Below are 22,949 nucleotides of genomic sequence, written 5' to 3'. Positions count from 1 at the left end.
GTTCCGAAGCCGATGCGTGACGCCATGGACGGCAAGGACATCACAACCGAACGCCATCAATGACCAACATCCACAGCGACAAGATCCTCATCCTCGATTTCGGCGCGCAGTACACGCAGCTGATCGCCCGCCGCATCCGCGAGATCGGCGTCTACTGCGAAATCTGGGCGTGGGACCACGATCCGGCGGAGATCGCGGCGTTCGGTGCGAAGGGCATCATCCTGTCGGGCGGTCCCGAATCGACGACGGAGGAAGGTGCGCCGCGCGCCCCGCAGGAAGTCTTCGATTCGAACCTGCCAATCCTGGGCATCTGCTACGGCATGCAGACGCTCGCCGCGCAGCTGGGCGGCGCGACCGAAGCGGCCGACGCGCGCGAATTCGGCCACGCTGAAGTCGAACTCGTCGCGCACGACGCGCTGTTGGGCGGGCTGACCGACCACGACGGCGAGCCGCGCATCGACGTGTGGATGAGCCACGGCGACCACGTCGCCAAGGCGCCGCCGGGCTGGACCGTCACCGCCGTGACCGACCGCATCCCCGTCGCCGCGATGGCCCGCGAGGACAAGCGCTGGTACGGCGTCCAGTTCCATCCGGAAGTCACGCACACCAAGCAGGGCCAGACGCTGCTGCGCCGCTTCGTCGCCGACATCTGCGGCTGCAAGACGCTGTGGACCGCGGCGAACATCATCGAGGACCAGATCGCGCGCGTGCGCGAGCAGGTCGGCTCGGACGAGGTGATCCTCGGCCTGTCCGGCGGCGTGGATTCCTCCGTCGTCGCCGCGCTGCTGCACAAGGCGATCGGCGAGCAGCTCACCTGCGTGTTCGTCGACACCGGCCTGCTGCGCTGGAACGAAGGCGACCAGGTGATGGCGATGTTCGCCGAGCACATGGGCGTGAAGGTCGTGCGCGTGAACGCCGCCGACCGCTACTTCAAGGCGCTGGCCGGCGTCGAGGATCCCGAAGCCAAGCGCAAGATCATCGGCAACCTGTTCGTCGAGATCTTCGACGAGGAGTCGGCCAAGCTCGCCAACGCCAGGTGGCTGGCGCAGGGCACGATCTACCCGGACGTGATCGAGTCGGCCGGCAGCAAGACCGGCAAGGCGCACGTCATCAAGAGCCACCACAACGTCGGTGGCCTGCCGGAAGACATGAAGCTGCGCCTCGTCGAACCGCTGCGCGAGCTGTTCAAGGACGAAGTGCGTCGCCTCGGCGTCGAACTCGGCCTGCCGCGCGCGATGGTCTACCGCCATCCGTTCCCGGGCCCGGGCCTGGGCGTGCGCATCCTGGGCGAAGTGAAGCGCGAATACGCCGAACTGCTGGCGCGTGCCGATCACATCTTCATCGACGAGCTGCGCAAGGCCGACCTGTACGACCGCACGAGCCAGGCATTCGCCGTGTTCCTGCCGGTCAAGTCGGTGGGCGTGGTCGGCGACGCGCGTGCCTACGAATGGGTGATCGCGCTGCGCGCGGTGGAAACCATCGACTTCATGACCGCGCACTGGGCGCACCTGCCTTACGACTTCCTCGGTCGCGTGTCCAACCGCATCATCAACGAATTGCGCGGTGTCTCGCGCGTGGTGTACGACATCAGCGGCAAGCCGCCGGCGACGATCGAGTGGGAGTGATCCTGCGCCGATGAGGCAAATGAAGAGCCCCGCGAAAGCGGGGCTTTTCTTATCCGCATTGGCCCGACGTCAGAACGAATCGCCCGGAACCCGCACCGCGCCTTCCATCAGTACGCGCGCGCTGCGGCTCATGATCGCCTTGGTGACGGTCCACTGGCCGTCCACGAGTCGGGCCTGTGCGCCCACGCGCAGCGTGCCGGACGGATGCCCGAAACGCACCGCCTCGCGTTCGCCGCCGCCCGCGGCGAGGTTAACCAGCGTGCCGGGAATCGACGCCGCAGTGCCGATCGCCACCGCCGCCGTGCCCATCATCGCGTGATGCAGCTTGCCCATCGACAATGCGCGGACGTGCAGGTCGATGTCAGCGGCCGCGATGTGCTTGCCGCTGGAGGCGGTGTAGTCCTGCGCCGGCGCGACGAAGGCGACCTTCGGCGTGTGCTGGCGCTTGGCCGCCTGCTCGATGCGTTCGATCAGCCCCATGCGCACCGCGCCGTGCGCACGGATGGTCTCGAACATCGCCAGCGTCTTCGGGTTGTCGTTGATGGCCGGCTGCAGCTCGGTACCGGTGAAGCCCAGGTCCGACGCATCGAGGAAGATCGTCGGGATGCCCGCATTGATCAGCGTGGCCTTGAACGTCCCCACGCCGGGAACGTCGAGGTCGTCGACGAGGTTGCCGGTCGGGAACATCGCGCCGCCGCCTTCGCCGTCGTCGGACGGATCGAGGAATTCCAGCTCGATCTCGGCTGCCGGGAAGGTCACGCCGTCCAGCTCGAAGTCGCCGGTTTCCTGCACTTCGCCGTTCGTGACCGGCACGTGCGCGACGATGGTCTTGCCGATGTTCGCCTGCCAGATGCGCACCGTGACGACGCCGTCGCGCGGAATGCGCGCCGGATCGATGAGGCCGTTGGCGATGGCGAACGGCCCGACCGCCGAGCTGAGGTTGCCGCAGTTGCCGCTCCAGTCGACGAAGGCGGTGTCGATCGACACCTGGCCGTAGAGGTAATCGACGTCGTGCCCGGGCTGGGACGACGTCGAGATGATCACGCACTTGCTCGTGCTCGACGTCGCGCCGCCCATGCCGTCGGTGTGCTTGCCATACGGATCAGGCGAGCCGATCACGCGCATCAGCAGTGCATCGCGCGCATTGCCGGGCACGCGCGCGCGTTCGGGCAGGTCGTCGAGGCGGAAGAACACCCCCTTGCTGGTGCCGCCGCGCATGTAGGTGGCGGGGATACGGATCTGGGGGGCGTGGGTCATGGGTAGTTCGTTCCGCGTTGCTGTTTGAGGATGTCGTGCGATCTGAAGCTGTCTTGCTGTCTGAGGCTGCGTCGCCGCTTGAAGCCACGCCGCTTGAAGCTGTCATCCCCGCGAAGGCGGGGATCCATGCATCCGATGGATCACGCCATTCGGAGGTCTTGATACCGCGGAAGGATGTATTCCCGCCTTCGCGGGAATGACAGCCGGCATCGGAGCGACAGCCGGATGCATCACGCCCCGTCCGGAATCTCGGGCTCCACCAGCTTCGCCAGCATCTCCAGCGACTCCTGCCAGCCGAGGTAGCAGAACTCGACCGGGATCGCGTCCGGAATGCCCTTCTGGACGATGCTCACTTCGGTGCCGCACATGACGGTCTTCAGCGTCACGTCGACTTCCATCGTGCCGGGCATGTCGGGATTCTCGAACTGGTCGTCGTAGCGCAGTTTCTCGCCGGGCACCATTTCGCGGTACGTGCCGCCGAAGGAGTGGCTGCCACCGGTGCCGAAGTTGGTGAACGACATGCGGTAGCTGCCGCCGACGCGTGCGTCCATCGCGTGCACTTCGCCGGTGAAGCCATGCGGCGGGAGCCACTTCACCATCGCCGCCGGCGTGATGAAGGCGCGGTAGATGCGTTCGGCTGGCGCGCGGATCACGCGGTGCAGGGTGACGGTTCCGGGCATTTCGCTACTCCTTGCGTGGTGGGAAGAGGTGCGTGTCGCGAAAGCGGAACCGGCGCGGCGATCAGGCCGCGCGCGCCGAGGATTCCAGGAAGTCCTGCGCGAAGCGCTGCAGCACGCCGCCGGCTTCGTAGATCGACACTTCCTCGTCGCTGTCTAGACGGCAGGTGACCGGCACTTCCACGCGCTCGCCGTCGCGGCGGTGGATGACCAGCGTGAGGTCGGCGCGCGGCTTGCGCTCGCCGGTCACATCGAAGGTCTCGGTGCCGTCGATGCGCAGCACGGTGCGGTTGAAGCCCGGCTTGAACTCCAGCGGCAGCACGCCCATGCCGATCAGGTTGGTGCGGTGGATGCGCTCGAAACCCTCTGCGACGATGGCTTCGACGCCCGCCAGGCGCACGCCCTTGGCCGCCCAGTCGCGCGAGGAACCCTGGCCGTAATCGGCGCCGGCGATGATGATCAGCGGCTGGCGACGCTCCATGTAGGTCTCGATCGCTTCCCACATGCGCACGACCTGGCCATCCGGCTCGATGCGCGTCAACGATCCCTTCTTCACGTCGCCATTGACGACGGCCATTTCGTTGACCAGCGTCGGATTGGCGAACGTCGCGCGCTGCGCGGTGAGGTGGTCGCCGCGATGCGTCGCGTACGAATTGAAGTCCTCTTCCGGCAGGCCCATCTTGTGCAGGTATTCGCCGGCCGCGCTGTTCATCAGGATCGCGTTGGAGGGCGACAGATGGTCGGTCGTGATGTTGTCGCCGAGCACGGCCAGCGGACGCAGGCCGCGCAACGTTCGCTCGCCGGCCAGCGCGCCTTCCCAGTACGGCGGACGACGGATGTAGGTGCTCTGCGGGCGCCAGTCGTACAGCGGGCTCACGCGTTCGCCGTGTTCGACGCGGATGTTGAACATCGGCTCGTACACGCGGCGGAACTGCTCGGGCTTCACGCTCTGCGCGACGATGGCGTCGATTTCCTCGTCGCTCGGCCAGATGTCCTTCAGCGTGACCGGCTTGCCGTCGGCGTCCAGGCCCAGCGCGTCGCGTTCGATGTCGAAACGCACGGTACCTGCGATGGCGTAGGCGACCACCAGCGGCGGCGAGGCGAGGAAAGCCTGCTTCGCGTACGGATGGATGCGGCCGTCGAAGTTGCGGTTGCCCGACAGCACGGCCGTCGCGTACAGGTCACGATCGATGATTTCCTGCTGGATCGCAGGATCCAGCGCGCCCGACATGCCGTTGCACGTCGTGCAGGCGAAGGCGACGATGCCGAAGCCCAGCTTCTCCAGTTCCGGCAGCAGCTTCGCGTCTTCCAGGTACAGCTGCACGGCCTTGGAACCCGGGGCAAGCGAAGTCTTCACCCACGGCTTGCGCGTCAGCCCGCGCGCGTTCGCATTGCGCGCCAGCAGCGCGGCGGCGATGACGTTGCGCGGATTGCTGGTGTTCGTGCAACTGGTGATGGCGGCGATGACCACCGCGCCATCGGGCATCAGGCCTTGCGCCTCCTGCGCGAGCGCCGCGTCGAGGTTCACCGCGATGCCGCGCTCGGCGAGATCCGACGTCGGCAGGCGCTTGTGCGGATTCGACGGGCCGGCCATGTTGCGCACGACGCTCGACAGGTCGAACGTCAGCGTGCGCTCGTACTGCGCGTGCGCGAGGTCGTCGGCCCACAGGCCTGCGGTCTTCGCATAGGTTTCCACCAGCTTCACCTGCGCGTCGTCGCGGCCGGTGAGTCGCAGGTACTCCAGCGTCTGGTTGTCGATGAAGAACATCGCCGCGGTTGCGCCGTACTCGGGCGCCATGTTCGAGATCGTCGCGCGATCGCCGAGCGTCAGGCTCGATGCGCCTTCGCCACGGAACTCCAGGTACGCGCCGACGACCTTTTCCTTGCGCAGGAATTCGGTCAGCGCGAGCACGATGTCGGTGGCGGTGATGCCCGGCTGGCGCTTGCCGGTGAGTTCGACGCCGATGATGTCCGGCAGGCGCATCCACGACGCGCGGCCGAGCATGACGTTCTCCGCTTCCAGGCCGCCCACGCCGATCGCGATGACGCCCAGCGCATCGACGTGCGGCGTGTGGCTGTCGGTGCCGACGCAGGTGTCGGGGAACGCGACACCGCCCTGCGACTGGATGACCGGGGACATCTTCTCCAGATTGATCTGGTGCATGATCCCGTTGCCCGGCGGGATCACGTCGACGTTCTCGAACGCGCGCTTGGTCCACTCGATGAAATGGAAGCGGTCTTCGTTGCGGCGATCCTCGATGGCGCGGTTCTTCGCGAACGCATCGGGGTCGTAGCCGCCGCATTCGACGGCGAGCGAATGGTCGACGATCAGCTGCACCGGCACGACCGGGTTCACCTTCGCCGGATCGCCGCCCTGGTCGGCGATGGCGTCGCGCAGGCCGGCGAGGTCGACCAGCGCGGTCTGGCCGAGGATGTCGTGGCACACCACGCGCGCCGGGAACCAAGGGAAGTCGAGGTCGCGGCGGCGTTCGATGAGCTGCTTCAGCGACGCGACCAGCGTGGTCGGATCGCAGCGACGCACCAGGTTCTCGGCCAGCACGCGCGAGGTGTAGGGCAGTCCGGCCCAAGCGCCGGGCTGGATGGCTTCGACCGCTTCGCGCGCGTCGAAATACTCCAGCGACGTGCCGGGAAGCGGTTTGCGGTGTTGGGAATTCATGGGCGTGGAATTCATGGACGAAGCGCGGTCCTGGAGTGGCGGGCGGCCGTGGCGCGGGGCCGTCGGTGGCTGGCTGTCCGCGCAGGCGCGGGGAACGCCAATTTTAGCGGTTTCAGGCGCGTGAAGGCTGATCGAATACGGCATGACGTGCCCGAAATCCCGATGCGACGTGGCACGGCCGCGCGGCCTCGGGCATCCTGTCGCGATGGTTCAGGAAACGACGAACGCGCAGCCCGTGGACGACACGGACGTGCGCTGGATGCGCCACGCGATGGCGCTGGCCGAACGCGCGCAGCGCGAGGACGATGAGATCCCGGTGGGCGCGGTGCTGGTGTCCGCCGACGGGCAGGTGCTGGGCGAGGGATGGAATCGCAACATCACGCTGCGCGACCCCACCGCGCACGCCGAAATCGTGGCGATGCGCGAGGCCGGCCTGCGCGTGGGCAATCATCGGCTGCTCGGCTCGACGCTTTACGTGACGCTGGAGCCGTGCGCGATGTGCGCGATGGCGATGGTGCACGCACGCGTCGCCCGGGTCGTGTACGGCGCGAGCGATCCGAAGACCGGTGCGGCCGGCAGCGTGTTCGACCTGCTCGCCGATCCGCGCCATAACCACCGGGTGCAGGTCACCGGCGGCGTGCTGGGCGAGGAATCGGGCGCGAAGCTGACGGCGTATTTCAGGAGCAAGCGGGGCAAGGGCGCGCCTGCGGCGCCGCAAGAGTAGGGCGCTCGCGCGACCTCACTCCTTCACTTCGAGTCGGTCCTTCGCCAGCTGCTCGTTCAATTCGCGATCCAGCATCCGCAGGCCCAGCGTCGCCTCGTAACCCAGGCACACCGACGCGGCGAACATCAGCAGTACGCCGACGACCGCCAGTCCCGTCGGCACCAGGTCAAGCCGGTAGCCGAAGAAGGCGTCCACCGCGATGCCCAGGCTCGTGCCGACGAAGGCGCTGATCGAGGCGTAGAGCATGCGCACCGCGGCGAGCACCAGGTACGAACGCTGCCGGTGGGTCGCGATGCGCGCTTCCTGCTCCACGCGCGCCGGGCCTTGCGGGAGGCCGCGCAGGATCTCGATATCCGCGCGCATCCGGTCGACGACACGCGCGAGGCGGTTGTTCGACGAGATTTGCAGGGAGCTGGCGGCGGTGAGGAAGAACGCCGGGGTGATCATCGCCGAGACGACGGCGTAGTGCGTGGGATCGATCGCGACGGGCGAGGGCATGTAGCGTTTCCGTTCCGTGAGCGCGGCGCGAAGCCGCGGGGCGGGCTGGCTGTATGATGCGCCGGTCCTCATTCCAGTGCGAGCGCATGGCGGCCGTCCCTTCTCCGAACGACGAACACCTGATCTGGATCGACCTCGAAATGACGGGTCTGGATACCGATCGCGATTCCATCCTGGAGATCGCCACGGTGGTGACCGACAAGCAGCTCAACGTGCTGGCCGAAGGCCCGGAACTCGCGATCTCGCATCCGCTGTCGCGCCTCGAAGCGATGGATGAGTGGAACCGCAACCAGCACGGCCGTTCGGGCCTGTGGCAGCGCGTGCTCGACAGCCGCGTCGACATCGCCCAGGCGGAGCAGCAGACGCTGGAATTCCTGCAGAACTGGGTGCCGGCGGGCAAGTCGCCGATGTGCGGCAACTCGATCTGCCAGGATCGCCGGTTTCTCCATCGCCTGATGCCGCGGCTGGAGAAGCATTTCCACTACCGCAACCTCGACGTCAGCACGATCAAGGAACTCGCGCGCCGCTGGGCGCCCGATGTGCTGGCCGGCGTCAACAAGGACGCCCGCCACACCGCGCTGAGCGACGTGCGCGACTCCATCGCCGAACTGCGCCACTACCGCGGCTTCATGGGTCGCCTCGGCGGCGACGCGCACGAGTAGGCCTCAGCGCTGGTCCGGCTGCGACTGCTGGTCGGGCGAGGGCGACGGGCTCGGCGATTGCTGATCGGGTGACGACTGCGCGGTATCGGTAACGCCGGCCGCGCTGGCTGCCGAGGATTGGACCGCTTCGAGCACACGCCGCTGCGCACGGATGTCGCGCTGCGCCTGCTGGATGCTGATGCCGGCCTTGTCGAACGCCTTCTTGATGCGCTCGTTGAGATCGCATTTGGTCGCGAAGTGGTCGGCGTTGCTCACGTGGCAGCGCACGCCCAGGCGCACCGCGATGTCGGCCAGTTCATAAACGACGACGTCGGGCGCAGGCGTGTCTAGGATGCGCTTGTCGGCCTGCATGATGTCCATGATCGCCGCGCGCGCCACGTCGATGTCGTCCTCGTAGCTGATGCCGATGACCAGTTCGATGCGACGGCGCGTGTCGGGCGTGAGGTTGATGATCGGGGCGGTGGTGATCAGGTTGTTCGGGAGCACGATCGTCTGGTTGTCCGCGCCGCGCAGCTGGGTCTGGAAGATGCGGACCATTTCCACCGTGCCGCTGCTGCCGCCGATCTGCACCACGTCGCCCACGCGGAACGGCTTCAGCGTCACCAGCATCACGCCGGAGGCGACGTTCGACAGCGAGTCCTTCAGTGCCAGGCCGATCGCCAGGCCCGCAGCGCCCATGATCGCGATGAACGACGTTGGCGCCACCCCGAAGAAGCCCTGCAGGATCGCCAGCAGCAGCACGATCATCAGCGCGATGTAGAGCACGCGACCGATGAACTGCGACGAGGTCGGTTCGACATGCGCGCGAGTCAAGGCCCGGCCCGCCGCGCGAACGGCCCACTTCGCCAGGTGCATGCCGATGTAGAACACCAGCAACGCGCCGCCGAGCTTAATGCCGACGTCCATCGCCCAGCCCCAGAACTGCTCGGCAGTCATCAAGTGGAACGGCACGTCAGGGTCGAACTGGCGCGTGAGGTTCGACAGCGAATCCTGCACTTCGGCCTGGGTCTTCGGATCGGCGAGCAAAGCAACCTCCTTGCGAACGCGCATGGATGCGCGATGTGCGTGAACGTCTACAAAATACGACGCCCCGCATAAGCGGGGCGTCGATGGCTCATCGCAGGGTACAGCGCGAGCCGTCAGGCTGCAGCCTTCTTCGCCTTGGCCTTCGCCAGTCGAAGCCACGTGTCGACCACGGTGTCAGGATTGAGCGACACTGATTCGATGCCCTGGTCCATCAGCCATTCGGCCAGATCCGGGTGGTCGCTCGGGCCCTGGCCGCAGATACCGACGTACTTGCCCTTCGCACGCGCGGACTTGATCGCCAGCGACAGCAGCTTCTTCACCGCCGGATCGCGCTCGTCGAAGAGCTTGGCGACGATGCCGGAGTCTCGGTCCAGGCCCAGCGTGAGCTGCGTCAGGTCGTTGGAGCCGATCGAGAAGCCGTCGAAGATCTCGAGGAATTCGTCGGCGAGCAGCGCGTTGGACGGCACTTCGCACATCATGATGATCCTCAGCCCGTCCTTGCCCTGTTCGAGGCCATTGGAACGCAGCACCTCGACGACCTTGCGGCCTTCCTCCAGCGTGCGCACGAACGGGATCATCACCCAGCAGTTGGTCAGGCCCATCTGCTCGCGCACCTTCAGCACCGCGCGGCATTCCAGCGCGAACGCCTCGGTGAAGCTCGGATCGACGTAACGGCTGGCGCCGCGGAAGCCGATCATCGGGTTCTCTTCATGCGGCTCGTAGCGCGAGCCGCCGATGAGGTTGGCGTACTCGTTGGACTTGAAGTCCGACAGGCGAACGATGACCGGATACGGCGCGAACGACGCGGTGATCGTCGCGATGCCTTCGGCCAGGCGGTCCACGTAGAAATCAACCGGGCTGGCGTAGCCGGCCATCTTCTCGTCGATCTTCTTCTTCGTCGCGGCATCCTGCTGGTCGTATTCCAGCAGCGCCTTGGGATGCACGCCGATGTGGCTGGCGATGATCATTTCCAGGCGCGCCAGGCCCACGCCCGCGTGCGGCAGCATCGCGAAGTCGAATGCGCGCTCGGGGTTGGCGACGTTCATCATCACCTTGAGCGGCGCCTCGGGCATCTTGTCGAGGTCGGCCACGTGGCGCTCGAAGGGCAGGGTGCCGGCGTAAATGAAACCGGTATCGCCTTCGGCGCAGCTGACGGTGACTTCCTGGCCGTCCTGGATCGTGTCCAGTGCGTTGCCCGTGCCGACGACGGCCGGCACGCCGAGTTCGCGCGCGATGATCGCCGCGTGGCAGGTGCGGCCGCCGCGGTTGGTGACGATCGCGGCGGAGCGCTTCATCACCGGCTCCCAGTCGGGATCGGTCATGTCGGCCACGAGCACGTCGCCCGGCTGCACGCGGTTCATGTCGGCCAGCGAGCGCACGACGCGCGCGACGCCGGTGCCGATCTTCTGGCCGATTGCGCGGCCTTCGCATACGACTTCGCCGCGCTGGGTGAGCTGGTAGCGCTCGATCTGCGTGGCATGGCCGCGCGACTTCACCGTCTCCGGTCGCGCCTGCACGATGAAGAGCTTGCCGCTCACGCCGTCCTTCGCCCATTCGATGTCCATCGGGCGGCCGTAGTGCTTCTCGATCGTCAGCGCCTGGCGCGCGAGTTCGTGCACGTCCTCGTCGCTGATGGAGAACGTGTTGCGAAGATCCGCCGGCGTTTCCTCGGTGCGCACGCGCTCGCCGGGCGTGTCGGAATAGACCATGCGCAGCTGCTTGGCGCCCATGCCGCGCCGCAGGATGGCCTGCTTGCCCTGCAGCAGCGTCGGCTTGTAGACGTAGAACTCGTCCGGATTCACCGCGCCCTGCACGACCATCTCGCCCAGGCCATAGCTGGAGGTGATGAAGACGACATCGCGGAAACCCGATTCGGTGTCGAGCGTGAAGAGCACGCCGGAGGAGCCGACGTTCGAGCGCACCATCAGCTGCACGCCGGCCGAGAGGAACACGTCCTCGTGCTTGAAGCCGTGGTGCACGCGGTAGGCGATCGCGCGGTCGTTGTAGAGCGAAGCGAAGACTTCCTTGACCTTGTGCACGACGTCGTCGGCACCGGTGACGTTGAGGAAGGTTTCCTGCTGGCCGGCGAAGGACGCGTCGGGCAGGTCTTCGGCGGTGGCGGAGGAACGAACGGCAACGGCGACGTCGCCGCCGCCGTTTTCGTCGCACAACTGCTTGTAGGCCTTGCGGATGTCGGCATCCAGCTCCGGCTGCAGCGGGGCGTCGATCACCCAGCTGCGGATCTCGGCGCCCGCGGCGGTGAGCGCGTTGACGTCCTCGACGTCGAGCGTCGCCAGCTTGTCGTAGATGCGCTGGTGCAGGTCGTTATGCGCGATGAAGTCCTTGAAGGCTTCGGCAGTGGTCGCGTAGCCGCCGGGGACCGACACGCCAAGGTTCGCGAGGTTGCCGATCATCTCGCCGAGCGAGGAGTTCTTGCCGCCGACGCGGGCCAGATCGGTGAGGCGCAGCGCGTGCAGCCAGAGGATGTTCTCGTTCAAGCGGGCGATCTCCAGGCAGTTACAGCAGGCAAGGACAGCAAGCGATTCGAAGGAATGGCGGAACAAGGCCGGCGCGCCCAGGCGCGTGACGCGCAGCGATCCGGATATGATCGCCCGGGCGCCGGGGGCAGACAAGCTTGATTCATCGGCGTTTTTTGTATTGTGAACGCCCAGTTCAGGAGAAAACCGATGGCCGGCGTGCGTCCCGTCTTCTACGTATCCGATGGTACCGGTATCACCGCCGAGACCATCGGCCACAGTCTGCTGACCCAGTTCACCCAGACGCGCTTCGTGACCGACCGCATCCCGTTCGTCGACAGCGTCGAGCGCGCGCGTGAAGTGGGCGAGAAGATCCGCGTCGCCGCGGAGTCGTACGGTGTTCGCCCGGTGGTGATCAACTCGTGCATGGACGTCGATGTCAGCCACGCGCTGGCAGAAAGCGGCGCGCTGATGCTCGACGTCTTCGCGCCCTTCATCGAACCGCTGGAGCGCGAGCTGGAACAGACGCGCGAACGCCGCATCGGCCAGGCGCACGGCATGGTGGATTTCGACACCTACCACCGGCGCATCAACGCGATGAATTTCGCGCTGACGCACGACGACGGCCAAGCCATCAACTACGACGACGCGGACCTTGTGCTGGTCGCGGTATCGCGCGCGGGCAAGACGCCGACCTGCGTGTATCTGGCGCTGCATTACGGCGTGCGCGCGGCGAACTACCCGCTGACCGAGGAAGACCTGGAACACGACCGCCTGCCGCCGCGCCTGCGGCCGTATCGCAACAAGCTCTTCGGTTTGACGATTGATCCGGTCCGGCTGCAGCAGATCCGCCAGGAGCGCCGGCCGAACTCCCGCTATGCCCAGCTGGAAACCTGCAAGCGGGAAGTCGCGGCGGCCGAGGCGATGTTCCGTGCGGAGCGGATTTCGACCCTGAGCACGACCAATACCTCGATCGAGGAGATCTCGAGCAAGGTCCTGACCACGCTGGGGATCCATCGCGAGATGTTCTGAACGGCGGCGTAGCGGGAAAACCCCGGAAAACGCGCTCGCGAGGAACCCTTACCGTATGCCTGCCACCGGCGTGCGTCAACGCTGCCGCGGGGAGGTTGTGCCGTGTAGCATCGACTCCATATCGATGCCCATGCCCATGTCTCTCGCGACCCGCAAAGCACGCATTCCCCGCCTCAGCCGCTTCGGCTGGCTAATGGGGCTGTATGCCGAAAACCATGTCCGCTTCGCGCGCCTGTTTCCGTCGGAGGCGCTGGCGGTCGGCACATACCACTCCAGCGTCGGCGACGGACTGGACCTGCAGCTGGACGTGATCGAACGCCATCCGTACACCACGGAGCTGCGTCTGACGTACGCGATGCGCGATCCGGTCACCGGGGAGCAGGATCCTTCGGCATATCTGCGGCTGTACCACGATGCGCGGCAGCTCGAGGTCACCAATTGCTACGTCGGGCGTCGCTGGCAGGACGTCATCGGCATGTACCCGCCCGCGGCGGAAGTGCTCGACCACCGCACGCGGATGAACACGTTTCTTGGAAAGTGGCTCGAGTATCTAGCGGAGCGGGGACATGGTGTGGCAACATTGCGCCCCGTTGACGCCGGTACCAGCACCGGCGGACGCGACGAAAAAAATCTGGCAGCGAACGCTTGACGACATCGCTGAACGCCCGCTAGAATTTTCGTCTTTCCAGCAGCACGTGGGGCCATAGCTCAGCTGGGAGAGCGCCTGCATGGCATGCAGGAGGTCGCCGGTTCGATCCCGGCTGGCTCCACCATCTCTTCGGAGATGATGCTGAAAAACCAGTTTTGTCCCCATCGTCTAGAGGCCTAGGACATTACCCTTTCACGGTAGCGACCGGGGTTCGAATCCCCGTGGGGACGCCAAATAGTGAAACGCAGCAGGGCTCCGGAAACGGGGCCCTGCTTCGTTGTGGGCGTCTGGTTTTCCGTATCGCGATTCGTGCGTCGGGATTCGCGGTTCGGGATTTGGGACGAGACGAGACGAGCCGGAGTTCGATCAGCCGAGACCAGCGTCGTCATCCCCGCGAAAGCGGGGATCCAGCGCCTTCCTGCACTCCGCAATGCCTGCAAATACTCCGATCCGGGATCAACGCCCACCCACGCGGCGCAGCTGGTTCCCCGCTTCGAACGAAAGCGGCGCATCGTCCGGTTCGTGGCGCGATGGCAAATGCGCATCGCGTGCGTCGGTCGTCTTCGCCAGATCCTCCAGGATCGGACAGTCCGGTCGGTCGTCGCCGTGGCAGCGGCGCGCAAGATCCTGCAGCGTCCGCTGCATGGCCTGCATCTCGGCGATCTTCGTCGCCAGTTCGTCCACGTGCGATTCCGCCAGACGTTTCACTTCGGCGCTCGCGCGGGAGCGATCGTCCCAGAGCCCCAGGAGCGCTTCGATCTGCTTGATCGAGAACCCCAGTCCGCGCGCGCGACGGATGAAGCCCAGCCGGTGCAGGTCGGCATCGTTGTAGAGGCGATACCCGGCGAACGTGCGATTGGGCGGCGGGATCAGGCCGATGCTTTCGTAGTGCCGGATCATCTTCGCGCTGACGCCGCTGTGCCGCGCGGCTTCGCCGATGTTGTGCAGGCCCTGCTGGCGTGCGTCGGCGAGTTCGGGTCTTGGCATCCGGGGCATGGTCGGCTCCTTGCGATTCAATCGTGCGAGTTCAAAAGGCGATGCGGGCGCCAGCGGCGCAGCAGCAGGGCGTTGGTGACGACGCTGACGGACGAAAACGCCATCGCAGCGCCGGCGATCACCGGGTCGAGCAGTCCGAACGCCGCCAGCGGAAGGCCGACGACGTTGTAGATGAAGGCCCAGAAGAGGTTCTGGTGGATCTTTCGCGTGGTCCGGCGCGAGATCCCGATGGCGTCGGCGACCAGCGCCGGTTCTGCGCGCATCAGCGTCACGCCGGCAGCGTGCATCGCGACGTCGGTGCCGCTGCCCATCGCGATGCCGACGTCGGCCGCGGCCAGGGCGGGCGCATCGTTGATGCCGTCGCCGACCATCGCCACCACGCCGTTGCTGCGCAGTCGTTCGATCGTCGCTGCCTTTTCTTCGGGCAGCACGTTGGCGCGCACGTCGTCGATGCCGAGCTGCGCGGCAATGGCGCGCGCGGCGCCTTCCTGGTCGCCCGAGACCATCACCGTGCGCAGGCCCAGTCCGTGCAGTCGTGCAATGGCCTCGCGCGCACCCGGTCGCGGTGTGTCGCGGAAGGCGAGCAGGCCGAGCAGGCGAGGGGATTGTTCGCGTTCTGCGACCGCCACCCACGACACCGTATGCCCGCTGGCAAGCAGCGTTTCGGCGCGCGCGGACAGCAGCGCCAGATCGACGGCGGCCTCGCGCATCATCCGCTCGCTGCCGATGAGCACGTCGTAGGTGCCGATCGTTCCGCGCACGCCGCGCCCCGGTACCGCGCGGATGTCGCTCGCGACGAGCGACGGCGCCTCGCCCGCGGCTTGCATCACGGCCGCCGAGAGCGGGTGTTCGCTGCCGCGCTGCACCGCGGCGGCGTGCGCGAGCAGCGACGACGTGTCGCCATCAAGCGCGATCGCTTCGACGAGAGTCGGCTTGCCCTGCGTCAGCGTTCCGGTCTTGTCGAAGGCAACGATGGCGATGCGCTGCGCCGTTTCGAGCGCCTGCGCGTCCTTGATCAGGATGCCGGCGCGCGCGGCGACGCCGGTTCCGGCCATGATGGCCGTGGGCGTCGCGAGTCCGAGGGCGCAAGGGCAGGCGATGACGAGCACCGCGACGGCGTTGAGCAGCGCGCCGCTCCAGTCGCCGGTCGTCAGTCCCCAACCCAGCAGCGTGATGAAGGCGATGGCGATCACCACCGGTACGAACACGGCACTGACGCGATCGACGATGCGCTGGATCGGCGCCTTCTTCGCCTGCGCGTCCTCGACGAGCCGGATGATGCGCGCCAGCGCGCTTTCCGCCCCGATAGCCGTGGTTTCGACCACCACGCGGCCTTCGCCGTTGACCGCGCCGCCGGTGACGCGGTCGCCTTCCGAACGCGCGACCGGCAACGACTCGCCCGTCAGCATGGATTCGTCGGCGTGCGTGCGTCCTTCCACGATTCGACCGTCGACGGGAATGCGTTCGCCGGGCCGCACGACGACCTCGTCGCCGACGCGGACCTGCGCGAGTGGCAGGTCGGTTTCCACGCCATTGCGACGAACCCGCGCGGTGGCCGGACGAAGCGCCTGCAGGGCGCGGATCGCGGCCGTCGTCTGGCGGCGCGCGCGCGTTTCCAGCCACTTTCCGAGCAGCACAAGCGCGATCACGACCGCGGACGCTTCGAAATACAGCGGGGCGCGATGGCCGCCGGCGATCAGGTGCCAGACGCTCAATCCGTAGCCAGCGCTCGTGCCGAGCGCGACCAGCAGGTCCATGTTGCCGCTGCGCGCCTTCAGCGCGCCCCAGCCGGCGCGATAGAAGCGCGCGCCCAGCCAGAACTGCGCCGGCGTGGCCAGCGCGAACTGCACCCAGCCCGGCAGCGCCAGGTGTGCGCCGAAGGGCATCGCGAGCATCGGCAGCACCAGAGGCAGCGAGAACGCGAGCGCGAGCCAGAGGTGGCGGCGTTCACGCGCGTCAGCCTTGTCCGCTTCGGCGTCACGCGACTCGGTGGAGGTCACGGCAGCGATGTCGGCATCCGGCAAATGCGCGCGATAGTCCGCGGTCGCGACGGCAGCGATGAGATCGTCGGCAGAAACATCCGGCAACGCGCGCACCTGGGCGCGTTCGGTCGCGAGATTGACGCTGGCGTCGATCACGCCCGGCACCGCGCGCAAGGCCTTCTCGACGCGGCCCGTGCACGAGGCGCAGGTCATGCCGCCGATCGCCAGGTCGAGCGTGCGCTCGGGCACGCGGTATCCGCTGCGCGAGACGGCATCGGCGAGGACGGTCGCGCCGACCTTGCCGTCGGTGGCGACATTGGCGGTCGCCGTCGCGAGGTTCACCTCGGCGCGAAATACGCCTGGAACGGCGGCGAGCGCGCGTTCAATGCGGCCTGCGCACGACGCGCAGGTCATGCCGGCGATCGGCAGGCGCAGGTCGGCGGTGGCGGCGGTATTCATGCGGACTCCATTCGACGATTCGATGGAGGCAGCGTGGGCCTTCCCATGGTGGGAAGGTCAACGCACCGCCGCCCGCCACACCGGGTGCGGGGCAGGGCGGGTCGGCGGTGCGTCGTGTCGCACATGGTCAGAACCAGAGCCGCACGCCGGCAACGAGGTGCGTGTCCTCGACCGCTTCGCCATCGTCGCGACGGTGATCGGCCGTTCCGCCGTACGCGCGTTCCCACGCGACGCCGACGTAGGGCGCGAACCGTCGCGTGAACTCGTAGCGAAGGCGCAATCCGGCTTCGACCGTGGACAGGCCGGAGCCGATGCCACGCGCTGGATCGTCCTTGCCGAACGCTTCCACTTCCACGCGCGGCTGCAGGATCAGCCGGTTGGTCAGCAGCACCTCGTATTCGGCCTCCACGGTCGCGGCCGTCGCGCCGCTTTCGCCGAGGTAGGCCGTCGCGCTCACTTCGAACTTGTACGGCGCCAGTCCCTGCACGCCGAACGCGGCCCAGTCGCGCGAGCGGCCGGGCTTGAAGTCGTGCTTCAGGCCGGCGACGACGTCCCACCACGGCGTGACGCTGCGGCCGTAGAGCACTTCCAGGTCGGCCGCTTCGGTGTGGCCGCGTTCGCGTTCGCCTTCGCTGCGAAGCCACAGGCGGTTGAGGTCGGAACCGATCCACGCCTGCGCTTCCCACGCTTCGCCACGGCCGTGGTCCAGATCGACCGCTTCCAGCCGATCGAACATCACGAAGCTGTTGCGCTCCGGCGCGTGGTGCATGCCGTGTGCGAGGTCGGGGAACGCCGCGGCGCGGTCGGCGTCGGTGAGCGTCGGTATCGGCTCGACGGGCGCAGCCTGCGAGGGCGTGCCGTGGCCCATCGCGGCGTGATCCACCGCGCCTTGCTGATGCGCGGCATGGTCCATCGATGCGTGATCGTGCGTGGCCGTTGCCTTCGGTTCGGAGGGCGGCGGCGCATGGTGGTGCGAATGGTCCTGCGCCCACGCGGGCGCGAGCGCCAGCGACAGCGCGCAGGCGAGCAGGGAACGGAGGCCGGTCATGCGCGTTCCTCCACGCGCACTTCGCGCATCATCCCGGCTTCCATGTGGTAGAGCAGGTGGCAGTGGTACGCCCAGCGGCCGAGCGCGTCGGCACGCACGCGATAGCTGCGCTTCGTGCCCGGCGGCATGTCGACGGTGTGCTTGCGCAGGTGGAACTCGCCGCTCTCGTTCTCGACGTCGCTCCACATACCGTGCAGGTGGATCGGGTGCGTCATCATCGTGTCGTTGACCAGCACGATGCGCATGCGCTCGCCGTAGTTCAGGCGCAGCGGTTCGGCGTCCATGAACTTCAGGCCGTCGAACGACCAGGCGAACTTCTCCATGTGCCCGGTGAGGTGCAGCTCGACTGTTCGCGAGGGCTGGCGGCCATCCGGATCGTCGAACAGGCTGCGCATCGCGCCGTAGGTGAGCACGGTGCGGCCGTTGTCGCGCAGGCCGATGCCGGGGTCGTCGAGCTTCGGCGTCGGCGACATCGTCTGCATGTCGATCAGCGGATTGCCGCGCTCGCTTGCCGGATGCGACTGCATGTCGCCGCCGTGGTCCATGCCGGCCATGTCGTGGCCCATGTTGGCGCCGCAACCGCCTTCCATGCCCTTCATGCCCATGTTCGCGCCGCAGCCGCCTTCCATGCCTTTGGCGCCGGGCTTCAAACCGGAGTGCCCCATGCCGGCGTCGGCCATCCCGCCGTGGCCCATGTCGTCCATCGTCAGGATCGGGCGCGCATCCTGCGCGGGCAGCGGCGCTTCCAGCCCGTGGCGCACCGCGAGGGTGCCGCGCGCGTAACCGGTGCGGCCCATGTCCTGGGCGAAGATCGCGTACGCGTCCTGCCCGGAGGGTTCGACGATCACGTCGAAGGTTTCGGCCACCGCGATGCGGAACTCGTCGACTGTCACCGGATGGATGTACTGGCCGTCCGCGGCGACGACGGTCATCTTCAGGCCGGGAATGCGCACGTCGAAATAGGTCATCGCCGAGCCGTTGATGAAGCGCAGCAGCACCTTCTCGCCACTGCGGAACAGGCCGGTCCAGTTGCCCGACGGCGCGGTGCCGTTGAGCAGGTAGGTGTAGGTGTTCGCGTTGACGTCGGACAGGTCGGTGGGCGTCATGCGCATGCGCCCCCACTGGCCGCGGTCGCGCAGCGTGGCCGACAGCCCATCGCGCGACACGTCGTCGAAGAAGTCGCCGACGGTGCGCTTATGGAAGTTGTCGTAGCCGGCCATCTTCTTCATGCGCCGGAACAGCGCGGCCGGTCCCAGGTCGGTCCAGTCCGACAGCAGCACGACGTGTTCGCGATGGAACGCGTACGGCGCCGGTTCGCGCGGGTCGATGACGATCGCGCCGTAGAGGCCGGCCTGCTCCTGGAACAGCGAATGGCTGTGGTACCAGTACGTGCCGGACTGGCGGATGTCGAAGCGGTAGGTGAAGGTTTCGCCCGGACCGATGCCGTCGAAACTCAGGCCCGGCACGCCGTCCATGTTGGCGGGCAGGACCAGGCCATGCCAGTGGATCGAGCTCTGCACGGGCAGGCGGTTGGCCACGCGCAGCGTGACGGTGTCGCCTTCGCGCCACCGCAGGATCGGCGCCGGCAGCGAGCCGTTGACGGTGACCGCAGGACGCGTGCGGCCAGTGAAGTTGACCGGCGAGGCGTCGATCGACAGGTCGAACTGCGTGCCGGTGAGCACGTTGGGGGAATGCGCCGGTGCCGCGACGGCCGTACCCGGCAGATGCCACAGGCCCGCGCCCGTGGCGACGCCCCCGGCCGCCAGGCCGGTGACGAAACGTCGTCGCGACGGCGAAGCCGCGCGACGGCGAAAAACATCGGATGTCATGGACTGCTCCGTGCAGATCATCGGGATGCGGCGCGATGGCGGTCAGGGCGACCGCTCGCGCACGCGGCGGGATCGGCGCGCCAGGGCGCGCCCGGAGTCAGGCGATGGGAGGTCGGAGCAGATTCGGCAGCGGCGGCGCGATGCGGTTCACGACGCGCGGTTGCGCGATGTCGGCACCCGCGGGCGCATCGGCGGGAACGGCGACGACGGACATGGCCGCCGTGGCGTGCTGGAGGCAATCGCAGTTGCACTGCGAGGACTGGCAGCACGAAGGAACGCCCGGATCGGACGCATCGGCCATCTGCGCGTCGTGCGAATGCGCCATCCCGGCGACCGTTTCGACCGGCGCGGCCTCGTGGCACGGCGGGTTGTTGGCGGCTTCGTACGCCGCGACCGCCATTGCCACATGCGTCATGTTCATCTGCGTGCCCGCCACGGCGTAGCCCATCCCGTTCAGGACGAGCATCAGGCACAGGAGCAGGCGGAACGCGATGCGACGCATGGAAACAGTCTAGCCTGATTGATGAAATGCGGGATCACGATGCCTGAACGGGCGGGTATATACTCCGGCCGGATGCGAGGGCCGGCAGCGGCCGCCACCGGACACCGCCCACGGCGGCCGGAAGTGAAGCTCCGTTGCGATCGAAGCTGAGGTGCCCGCTTGGTTTTCCATATCGTTCTCGCCGATGACCACCCGATCGTGTCCAGTGGCGTGCGTGCGCTGCTGGAGCAGAGTCCGGGTTTTCGCGTCGTCGCCGAGGCGACCTCGCCCGACGAACTGCTGCGCGTGCTGGACGGCACCGCCTGCCAGTTGCTGGTCACCGACTTCAACATGCCGGGCGAGCAGGCGGCCGACGGCCTGAGCCTGCTGCAGCTGATCGGGCGTCGCTGGCCCGAGCTCGGCATCGTGGTGCTGACGCAGCTGGCCAACCCCGGCGTGCTCAACAACATCGCGCGCCTGGGCAACGTGCGCGGCGTGGTGAGCAAATCGGATGCGATGAAGGAACTGCCGACGGCGGTGACCGCCGCTACGGCTGGCCGCAGTTACTTGAGCGCCACAGTGCGCAAGCAGATCGATTCGGTGCAGGGCGAAAGTCCCGATTCGACGACGGCGCTGTCCAAGCGCGAGGCCGAAGTGATGCGTCTGTTCGCGCTGGGGCACACGGTGTCGGAGATCGCACGCCAGCTCAACCGCAGCGTAAAGACCGTGAGCAGCCAGAAGGTCGAGGCGATGCGCAAGCTCGGAGTGAAAAGCGACCTGGAGTTCTACGCCTACGCGCGCGAGCACGGCCTCGGGGCCTGAGCCCGCTTACGCGTAGATGAAAAACGGCCGGATTTTCCGGCCGTTTTTCGTTGCGCGACGGGTGGACTCAATGCCGCTTCAGCATCTCGTCGCGGGCCTGCTCGGCACGCGCGGCACCGATGGCGGTCTCGACCTGCTTGACCTCTTCCGGGGGCGGTAGCACGGCAGGGAACCCGAGCGACTGGATCCACAGCTCACGTGCCCAGCCCTTGGTGTGGTAGAGGTGATGGTCCTCGTCCTTCTCGACCGCCTGATAGGCCTGCTTCAGCGCGTCCGCATATTCGGCCTTCGCCTTCAGCGCGACCTGGCCGATGAGCTCCCAGTTCGAGTGGTCCTTCGTTTCGGCGAGCACCACGCATTCGGCGGCGACGATTTCGGCGGCGGCAGGCTCGGCGCTCTCGATCGCCATCTCGATGGCTGCGACAAGCGACTGGCCTTGGTGCGCGACGACCCTGCGGCCGGGGCTCTGCTCTTCGGTGTCCATTCCCAGTTGCTGGAACACGCGCGTGAGGATTTCCTCGTGCGTCCGCGTTTCTTCCAGGTATTCCTGGAATTCCTTCTTGAGGTCCTCGTTCTGTGCGGCCTTGATCGCCGCGGTGTAGACCTGGATGCCGCCGCGCTCGGTCTCCAGCGCCTGCAGCAGCAGTTCGTGGACCTGGGCCTGATCGAAGTTCGACGTACGTGCCATTGGACGGATTCCTGTCGTTGAAAGCGTCCGTCCCTTATAGGAATTGGCGCAGCCAGATTTCGTGAAGAATCGTGCAGCGCATCGTTGGAACGTGCTCTGCGTTCGTGTGTGCCGCGCGCATCGAATTCAGTCTTCTTCAGTCGCGATTGGCACACGTGAAGCTCACGTGCATGCCGTGAACAGGCGAATTGCTGCGCGCGCCCGGAAGGTTTTTCGCGCCGATGCGCCGTCGAGGCCGGCACGGCGGCTTGCCGCCATGGCATGACACTTGCGGTGACATGGATACAAGCAGCGCGGGCCACGCGTTGCGTTGCGAGGCATCGCGGGAGGACAGCCATGGCCGTCACTCGAATGGTCAGCTACGAGCAGCTGGTCGCCGTCATCGGCGAAGGTGCGCGCGAGATCTATGGCGCCGACTGGACGACGGCCGAACGTGCCGCGTCGGTGCTGTGGAAATCGTACGAGCAGGCGACGGGACTGTCGTGGGAAGAGGTCGAGCCCGACGTACGCGCCGCGTGGGAACGCGCAAGCCTGTTCACGCGCATCGACGGATCGCTCCGCCTGCATTGATCGCCTCGCTCCCGCCTTGTAGCAACCACCGACAGGAAATCGACATGAACCATGCATTGAAGCTCTCCCTCGCGATCTCGATCGCCATGCTGGCGCTGGCCGGCTGCAAGCGCGACGAGAACGACGCCAATCCGGATTCGACCGCGCTTTCGGGCCCGCAGGCGAACGCCCCCGATCCGACCGAAAAGCCCGCCGACACCACCGGCACCACGGGCGACGCCACCAGCGCGGTGGCGAACGATCCGGCCGCCCCCGCTGCTGGCGTCCCGGCTGCGGGCACACTGACGCAGGCCGACGCAGTGGCCCTGGTCGGCGCCGTCGACAAGCATGAAGTCGCCGCCGCCGAGCAGGCCAAGAGCAAGAAGGTGACGGGCGAGGTGGCCCAATACGCCGACATGCTGCATCGCGAGCATTCGAAGAACCTCGAAGCCGGCAAGAAGCTCAATCCGAACGAGAGCAGCCCCGAAGTGACGGCGCTGGAGGAGAAGGGCCGCTCGGATCTGTCGACGCTCGACCAGAAGTCCGGCAAGGAGTACGAGAAGGCCTATGTCGATGCGATGGTGAAGGGCCATCAGGACGCGCTGACGCTCATCGACACGCGCCTGCTGCCGGCCGCCACCGACGACAACATCCGTGCGTTCCTCACCACCTCGCGCGAACACGTCGCGATGCACCTGGAGCGCGGCAGGGCATTGCAGGGCAAGCTCGGCGGCGCTGCGCAATAACGGTCGCCGACAACGGCCGTCTCTCGCGAGCGGGAACGGCGCCAC

Annotated in this window: 20 protein-coding genes and 2 tRNA genes; 10 read left to right on the top strand and 12 right to left on the bottom strand. The window is 67.1% G+C overall.

What is annotated here, in order from left to right; genetic code table 11:
* Positions 1 to 59: 59 nt before the first annotated feature.
* On the top strand, positions 60 to 1,625 hold the full coding sequence (guaA, locus tag DX912_RS00370) for a glutamine-hydrolyzing GMP synthase (RefSeq protein WP_115840486.1): 1,566 nt from the start codon (positions 60 to 62) through the stop codon (positions 1,623 to 1,625).
* A gap of 69 nt (positions 1,626 to 1,694) precedes the next feature.
* Here guaA and prpF read toward each other — a convergent pair whose 3' ends face one another.
* From prpF to acnD, 3 genes are all read right to left on the bottom strand, one after another.
* Positions 1,695 to 2,882, bottom strand: a complete 1,188-nt coding sequence (gene prpF / locus DX912_RS00365; protein ID WP_115840485.1) for a 2-methylaconitate cis-trans isomerase PrpF — start codon at positions 2,880 to 2,882, stop codon at positions 1,695 to 1,697.
* A gap of 230 nt (positions 2,883 to 3,112) precedes the next feature.
* Positions 3,113 to 3,562 (bottom strand): SRPBCC family protein, encoded by a 450-nt coding sequence (locus DX912_RS00360; protein WP_115840484.1) that lies wholly within the window; start codon positions 3,560 to 3,562, stop codon positions 3,113 to 3,115.
* A gap of 61 nt (positions 3,563 to 3,623) precedes the next feature.
* Positions 3,624 to 6,236 (bottom strand): Fe/S-dependent 2-methylisocitrate dehydratase AcnD, encoded by a 2,613-nt coding sequence (gene acnD, locus DX912_RS00355; protein WP_115840483.1) that lies wholly within the window; start codon positions 6,234 to 6,236, stop codon positions 3,624 to 3,626.
* Positions 6,237 to 6,441: 205 nt separating this feature from the next.
* On the opposite strand from acnD, the gene tadA reads away from it, so the two are divergent.
* A complete protein-coding gene (gene tadA, locus DX912_RS00350; protein WP_115840482.1) occupies positions 6,442 to 6,960 on the top strand; it encodes a tRNA adenosine(34) deaminase TadA in 519 nt (172 codons plus the stop codon).
* A gap of 15 nt (positions 6,961 to 6,975) precedes the next feature.
* On the opposite strand, the gene DX912_RS00345 is transcribed toward tadA, so the two are convergent.
* Positions 6,976 to 7,458: a DUF2721 domain-containing protein gene (locus tag DX912_RS00345; RefSeq protein ID WP_115840481.1), complete on the bottom strand. Its 483-nt coding sequence runs from the start codon at positions 7,456 to 7,458 to the stop codon at positions 6,976 to 6,978.
* Positions 7,459 to 7,544: 86 nt separating this feature from the next.
* On the opposite strand from DX912_RS00345, the gene orn reads away from it, so the two are divergent.
* Positions 7,545 to 8,120: an oligoribonuclease gene (gene orn, locus DX912_RS00340; protein WP_115840480.1), complete on the top strand. Its 576-nt coding sequence runs from the start codon at positions 7,545 to 7,547 to the stop codon at positions 8,118 to 8,120.
* Positions 8,121 to 8,123: 3 nt separating this feature from the next.
* Here the strand turns inward: orn and DX912_RS00335 are convergent, their stop codons facing one another.
* On the bottom strand, positions 8,124 to 9,170 hold the full coding sequence (locus tag DX912_RS00335; protein WP_115840479.1) for a mechanosensitive ion channel family protein: 1,047 nt from the start codon (positions 9,168 to 9,170) through the stop codon (positions 8,124 to 8,126).
* Between the two features lie 89 nt (positions 9,171 to 9,259).
* Positions 9,260 to 11,644, bottom strand: a complete 2,385-nt coding sequence (ppsA, locus tag DX912_RS00330) for a phosphoenolpyruvate synthase (protein WP_115840478.1) — start codon at positions 11,642 to 11,644, stop codon at positions 9,260 to 9,262.
* Between the two features lie 189 nt (positions 11,645 to 11,833).
* Here ppsA and ppsR point away from each other — a divergent pair, with 189 nt between their 5' ends.
* The 4 genes from ppsR to DX912_RS00310 all read left to right on the top strand — a co-directional run bounded on the left by ppsR (position 11,834) and on the right by DX912_RS00310 (position 13,537).
* The gene (gene ppsR / locus DX912_RS00325; protein WP_115840477.1) at positions 11,834 to 12,655 is read left to right on the top strand and encodes a posphoenolpyruvate synthetase regulatory kinase/phosphorylase PpsR; all 822 of its coding nucleotides are present in this window, start codon (positions 11,834 to 11,836) and stop codon (positions 12,653 to 12,655) included.
* A gap of 136 nt (positions 12,656 to 12,791) precedes the next feature.
* The gene (locus DX912_RS00320; protein WP_115840990.1) at positions 12,792 to 13,304 is read left to right on the top strand and encodes a DUF1249 domain-containing protein; all 513 of its coding nucleotides are present in this window, start codon (positions 12,792 to 12,794) and stop codon (positions 13,302 to 13,304) included.
* A gap of 48 nt (positions 13,305 to 13,352) precedes the next feature.
* Positions 13,353 to 13,428 (top strand) — tRNA-Ala (locus DX912_RS00315).
* 33 nt (positions 13,429 to 13,461) lie between these two features.
* Positions 13,462 to 13,537 (top strand) — tRNA-Glu (locus DX912_RS00310).
* A 223-nt stretch (positions 13,538 to 13,760) separates the two neighbouring features.
* On the opposite strand, the gene cueR is transcribed toward DX912_RS00310, so the two are convergent.
* The 5 genes from cueR to DX912_RS00285 form a co-directional block, all read right to left on the bottom strand.
* Positions 13,761 to 14,300, bottom strand: a complete 540-nt coding sequence (gene cueR / locus DX912_RS00305) for a Cu(I)-responsive transcriptional regulator (RefSeq protein WP_115840989.1) — start codon at positions 14,298 to 14,300, stop codon at positions 13,761 to 13,763.
* A gap of 17 nt (positions 14,301 to 14,317) precedes the next feature.
* Complete coding sequence (locus DX912_RS00300) at positions 14,318 to 16,741, bottom strand: heavy metal translocating P-type ATPase (protein ID WP_115840476.1); 2,424 nt, start codon at positions 16,739 to 16,741, stop codon at positions 14,318 to 14,320.
* A 127-nt stretch (positions 16,742 to 16,868) separates the two neighbouring features.
* Positions 16,869 to 17,789 carry a copper resistance protein B gene (locus tag DX912_RS00295; RefSeq protein ID WP_115840475.1) on the bottom strand — a complete coding sequence of 307 codons (921 nt, stop codon included), beginning with the start codon at positions 17,787 to 17,789 and terminating at the stop codon, positions 16,869 to 16,871.
* Complete coding sequence (locus tag DX912_RS00290; protein ID WP_115840988.1) at positions 17,786 to 19,618, bottom strand: copper resistance system multicopper oxidase; 1,833 nt, start codon at positions 19,616 to 19,618, stop codon at positions 17,786 to 17,788. Before DX912_RS00290 ends, DX912_RS00295 begins: the two co-directional genes overlap by 4 nt.
* Before the next feature lie 97 nt (positions 19,619 to 19,715).
* Positions 19,716 to 20,120 carry a CopL family metal-binding regulatory protein gene (locus tag DX912_RS00285; protein WP_115840474.1) on the bottom strand — a complete coding sequence of 135 codons (405 nt, stop codon included), beginning with the start codon at positions 20,118 to 20,120 and terminating at the stop codon, positions 19,716 to 19,718.
* Between the two features lie 159 nt (positions 20,121 to 20,279).
* On the opposite strand from DX912_RS00285, the gene DX912_RS00280 reads away from it, so the two are divergent.
* Positions 20,280 to 20,921: a response regulator gene (locus tag DX912_RS00280; protein WP_115840473.1), complete on the top strand. Its 642-nt coding sequence runs from the start codon at positions 20,280 to 20,282 to the stop codon at positions 20,919 to 20,921.
* A gap of 67 nt (positions 20,922 to 20,988) precedes the next feature.
* Here DX912_RS00280 and DX912_RS00275 read toward each other — a convergent pair whose 3' ends face one another.
* On the bottom strand, positions 20,989 to 21,609 hold the full coding sequence (locus DX912_RS00275) for a DUF892 family protein (protein ID WP_115840472.1): 621 nt from the start codon (positions 21,607 to 21,609) through the stop codon (positions 20,989 to 20,991).
* Positions 21,610 to 21,945: 336 nt separating this feature from the next.
* Between DX912_RS00275 and DX912_RS18270 the strand changes: the two genes are divergently transcribed.
* A complete protein-coding gene (locus tag DX912_RS18270; RefSeq protein WP_181902647.1) occupies positions 21,946 to 22,179 on the top strand; it encodes a hypothetical protein in 234 nt (77 codons plus the stop codon).
* A gap of 44 nt (positions 22,180 to 22,223) precedes the next feature.
* Positions 22,224 to 22,904: a DUF4142 domain-containing protein gene (locus DX912_RS18265; protein WP_181902646.1), complete on the top strand. Its 681-nt coding sequence runs from the start codon at positions 22,224 to 22,226 to the stop codon at positions 22,902 to 22,904.
* Positions 22,905 to 22,949 lie beyond the last annotated feature (45 nt).

It is taken from the genome of Lysobacter soli (genome assembly GCF_003382285.1).
GTDB classification, from domain to species: Bacteria; Pseudomonadota; Gammaproteobacteria; order Xanthomonadales; family Xanthomonadaceae; genus Lysobacter_J; species Lysobacter_J soli.
Note: the sequence above shows the minus strand (reverse complement) of the source record. Positions and strands in the feature narration are given on the sequence as shown.

What these genes read in the sequence shown, in the direction of transcription:
- prpF (WP_115840485.1), bottom strand. Translation starts at nt 2,882, where the DNA reads ATGACCCACGCCCCCCAGATCCGTATCCCCGCCACCTACATGCGCGGC.
- DX912_RS00360 (WP_115840484.1), bottom strand. Translation starts at nt 3,562, where the DNA reads ATGCCCGGAACCGTCACCCTGCACCGCGTGATCCGCGCGCCAGCCGAA.
- DX912_RS00300 (WP_115840476.1), bottom strand. Translation starts at nt 16,741, where the DNA reads ATGAATACCGCCGCCACCGCCGACCTGCGCCTGCCGATCGCCGGCATG.
- ppsR (WP_115840477.1), top strand. Translation starts at nt 11,834, where the DNA reads ATGGCCGGCGTGCGTCCCGTCTTCTACGTATCCGATGGTACCGGTATC.
- DX912_RS00285 (WP_115840474.1), bottom strand. Translation starts at nt 20,120, where the DNA reads ATGCGTCGCATCGCGTTCCGCCTGCTCCTGTGCCTGATGCTCGTCCTG.
- DX912_RS18270 (WP_181902647.1), top strand. Translation starts at nt 21,946, where the DNA reads ATGGCCGTCACTCGAATGGTCAGCTACGAGCAGCTGGTCGCCGTCATC.
- DX912_RS00345 (WP_115840481.1), bottom strand. Translation starts at nt 7,458, where the DNA reads ATGCCCTCGCCCGTCGCGATCGATCCCACGCACTACGCCGTCGTCTCG.
- DX912_RS00335 (WP_115840479.1), bottom strand. Translation starts at nt 9,170, where the DNA reads ATGCGCGTTCGCAAGGAGGTTGCTTTGCTCGCCGATCCGAAGACCCAG.
- DX912_RS00275 (WP_115840472.1), bottom strand. Translation starts at nt 21,609, where the DNA reads ATGGCACGTACGTCGAACTTCGATCAGGCCCAGGTCCACGAACTGCTG.
- cueR (WP_115840989.1), bottom strand. Translation starts at nt 14,300, where the DNA reads ATGCCCCGGATGCCAAGACCCGAACTCGCCGACGCACGCCAGCAGGGC.
- DX912_RS00290 (WP_115840988.1), bottom strand. Translation starts at nt 19,618, where the DNA reads ATGACATCCGATGTTTTTCGCCGTCGCGCGGCTTCGCCGTCGCGACGA.
- tadA (WP_115840482.1), top strand. Translation starts at nt 6,442, where the DNA reads ATGGTTCAGGAAACGACGAACGCGCAGCCCGTGGACGACACGGACGTG.
- acnD (WP_115840483.1), bottom strand. Translation starts at nt 6,236, where the DNA reads ATGAATTCCCAACACCGCAAACCGCTTCCCGGCACGTCGCTGGAGTAT.
- guaA (WP_115840486.1), top strand. Translation starts at nt 60, where the DNA reads ATGACCAACATCCACAGCGACAAGATCCTCATCCTCGATTTCGGCGCG.
- orn (WP_115840480.1), top strand. Translation starts at nt 7,545, where the DNA reads ATGGCGGCCGTCCCTTCTCCGAACGACGAACACCTGATCTGGATCGAC.
- DX912_RS18265 (WP_181902646.1), top strand. Translation starts at nt 22,224, where the DNA reads ATGAACCATGCATTGAAGCTCTCCCTCGCGATCTCGATCGCCATGCTG.
- DX912_RS00295 (WP_115840475.1), bottom strand. Translation starts at nt 17,789, where the DNA reads ATGACCGGCCTCCGTTCCCTGCTCGCCTGCGCGCTGTCGCTGGCGCTC.
- DX912_RS00320 (WP_115840990.1), top strand. Translation starts at nt 12,792, where the DNA reads ATGTCTCTCGCGACCCGCAAAGCACGCATTCCCCGCCTCAGCCGCTTC.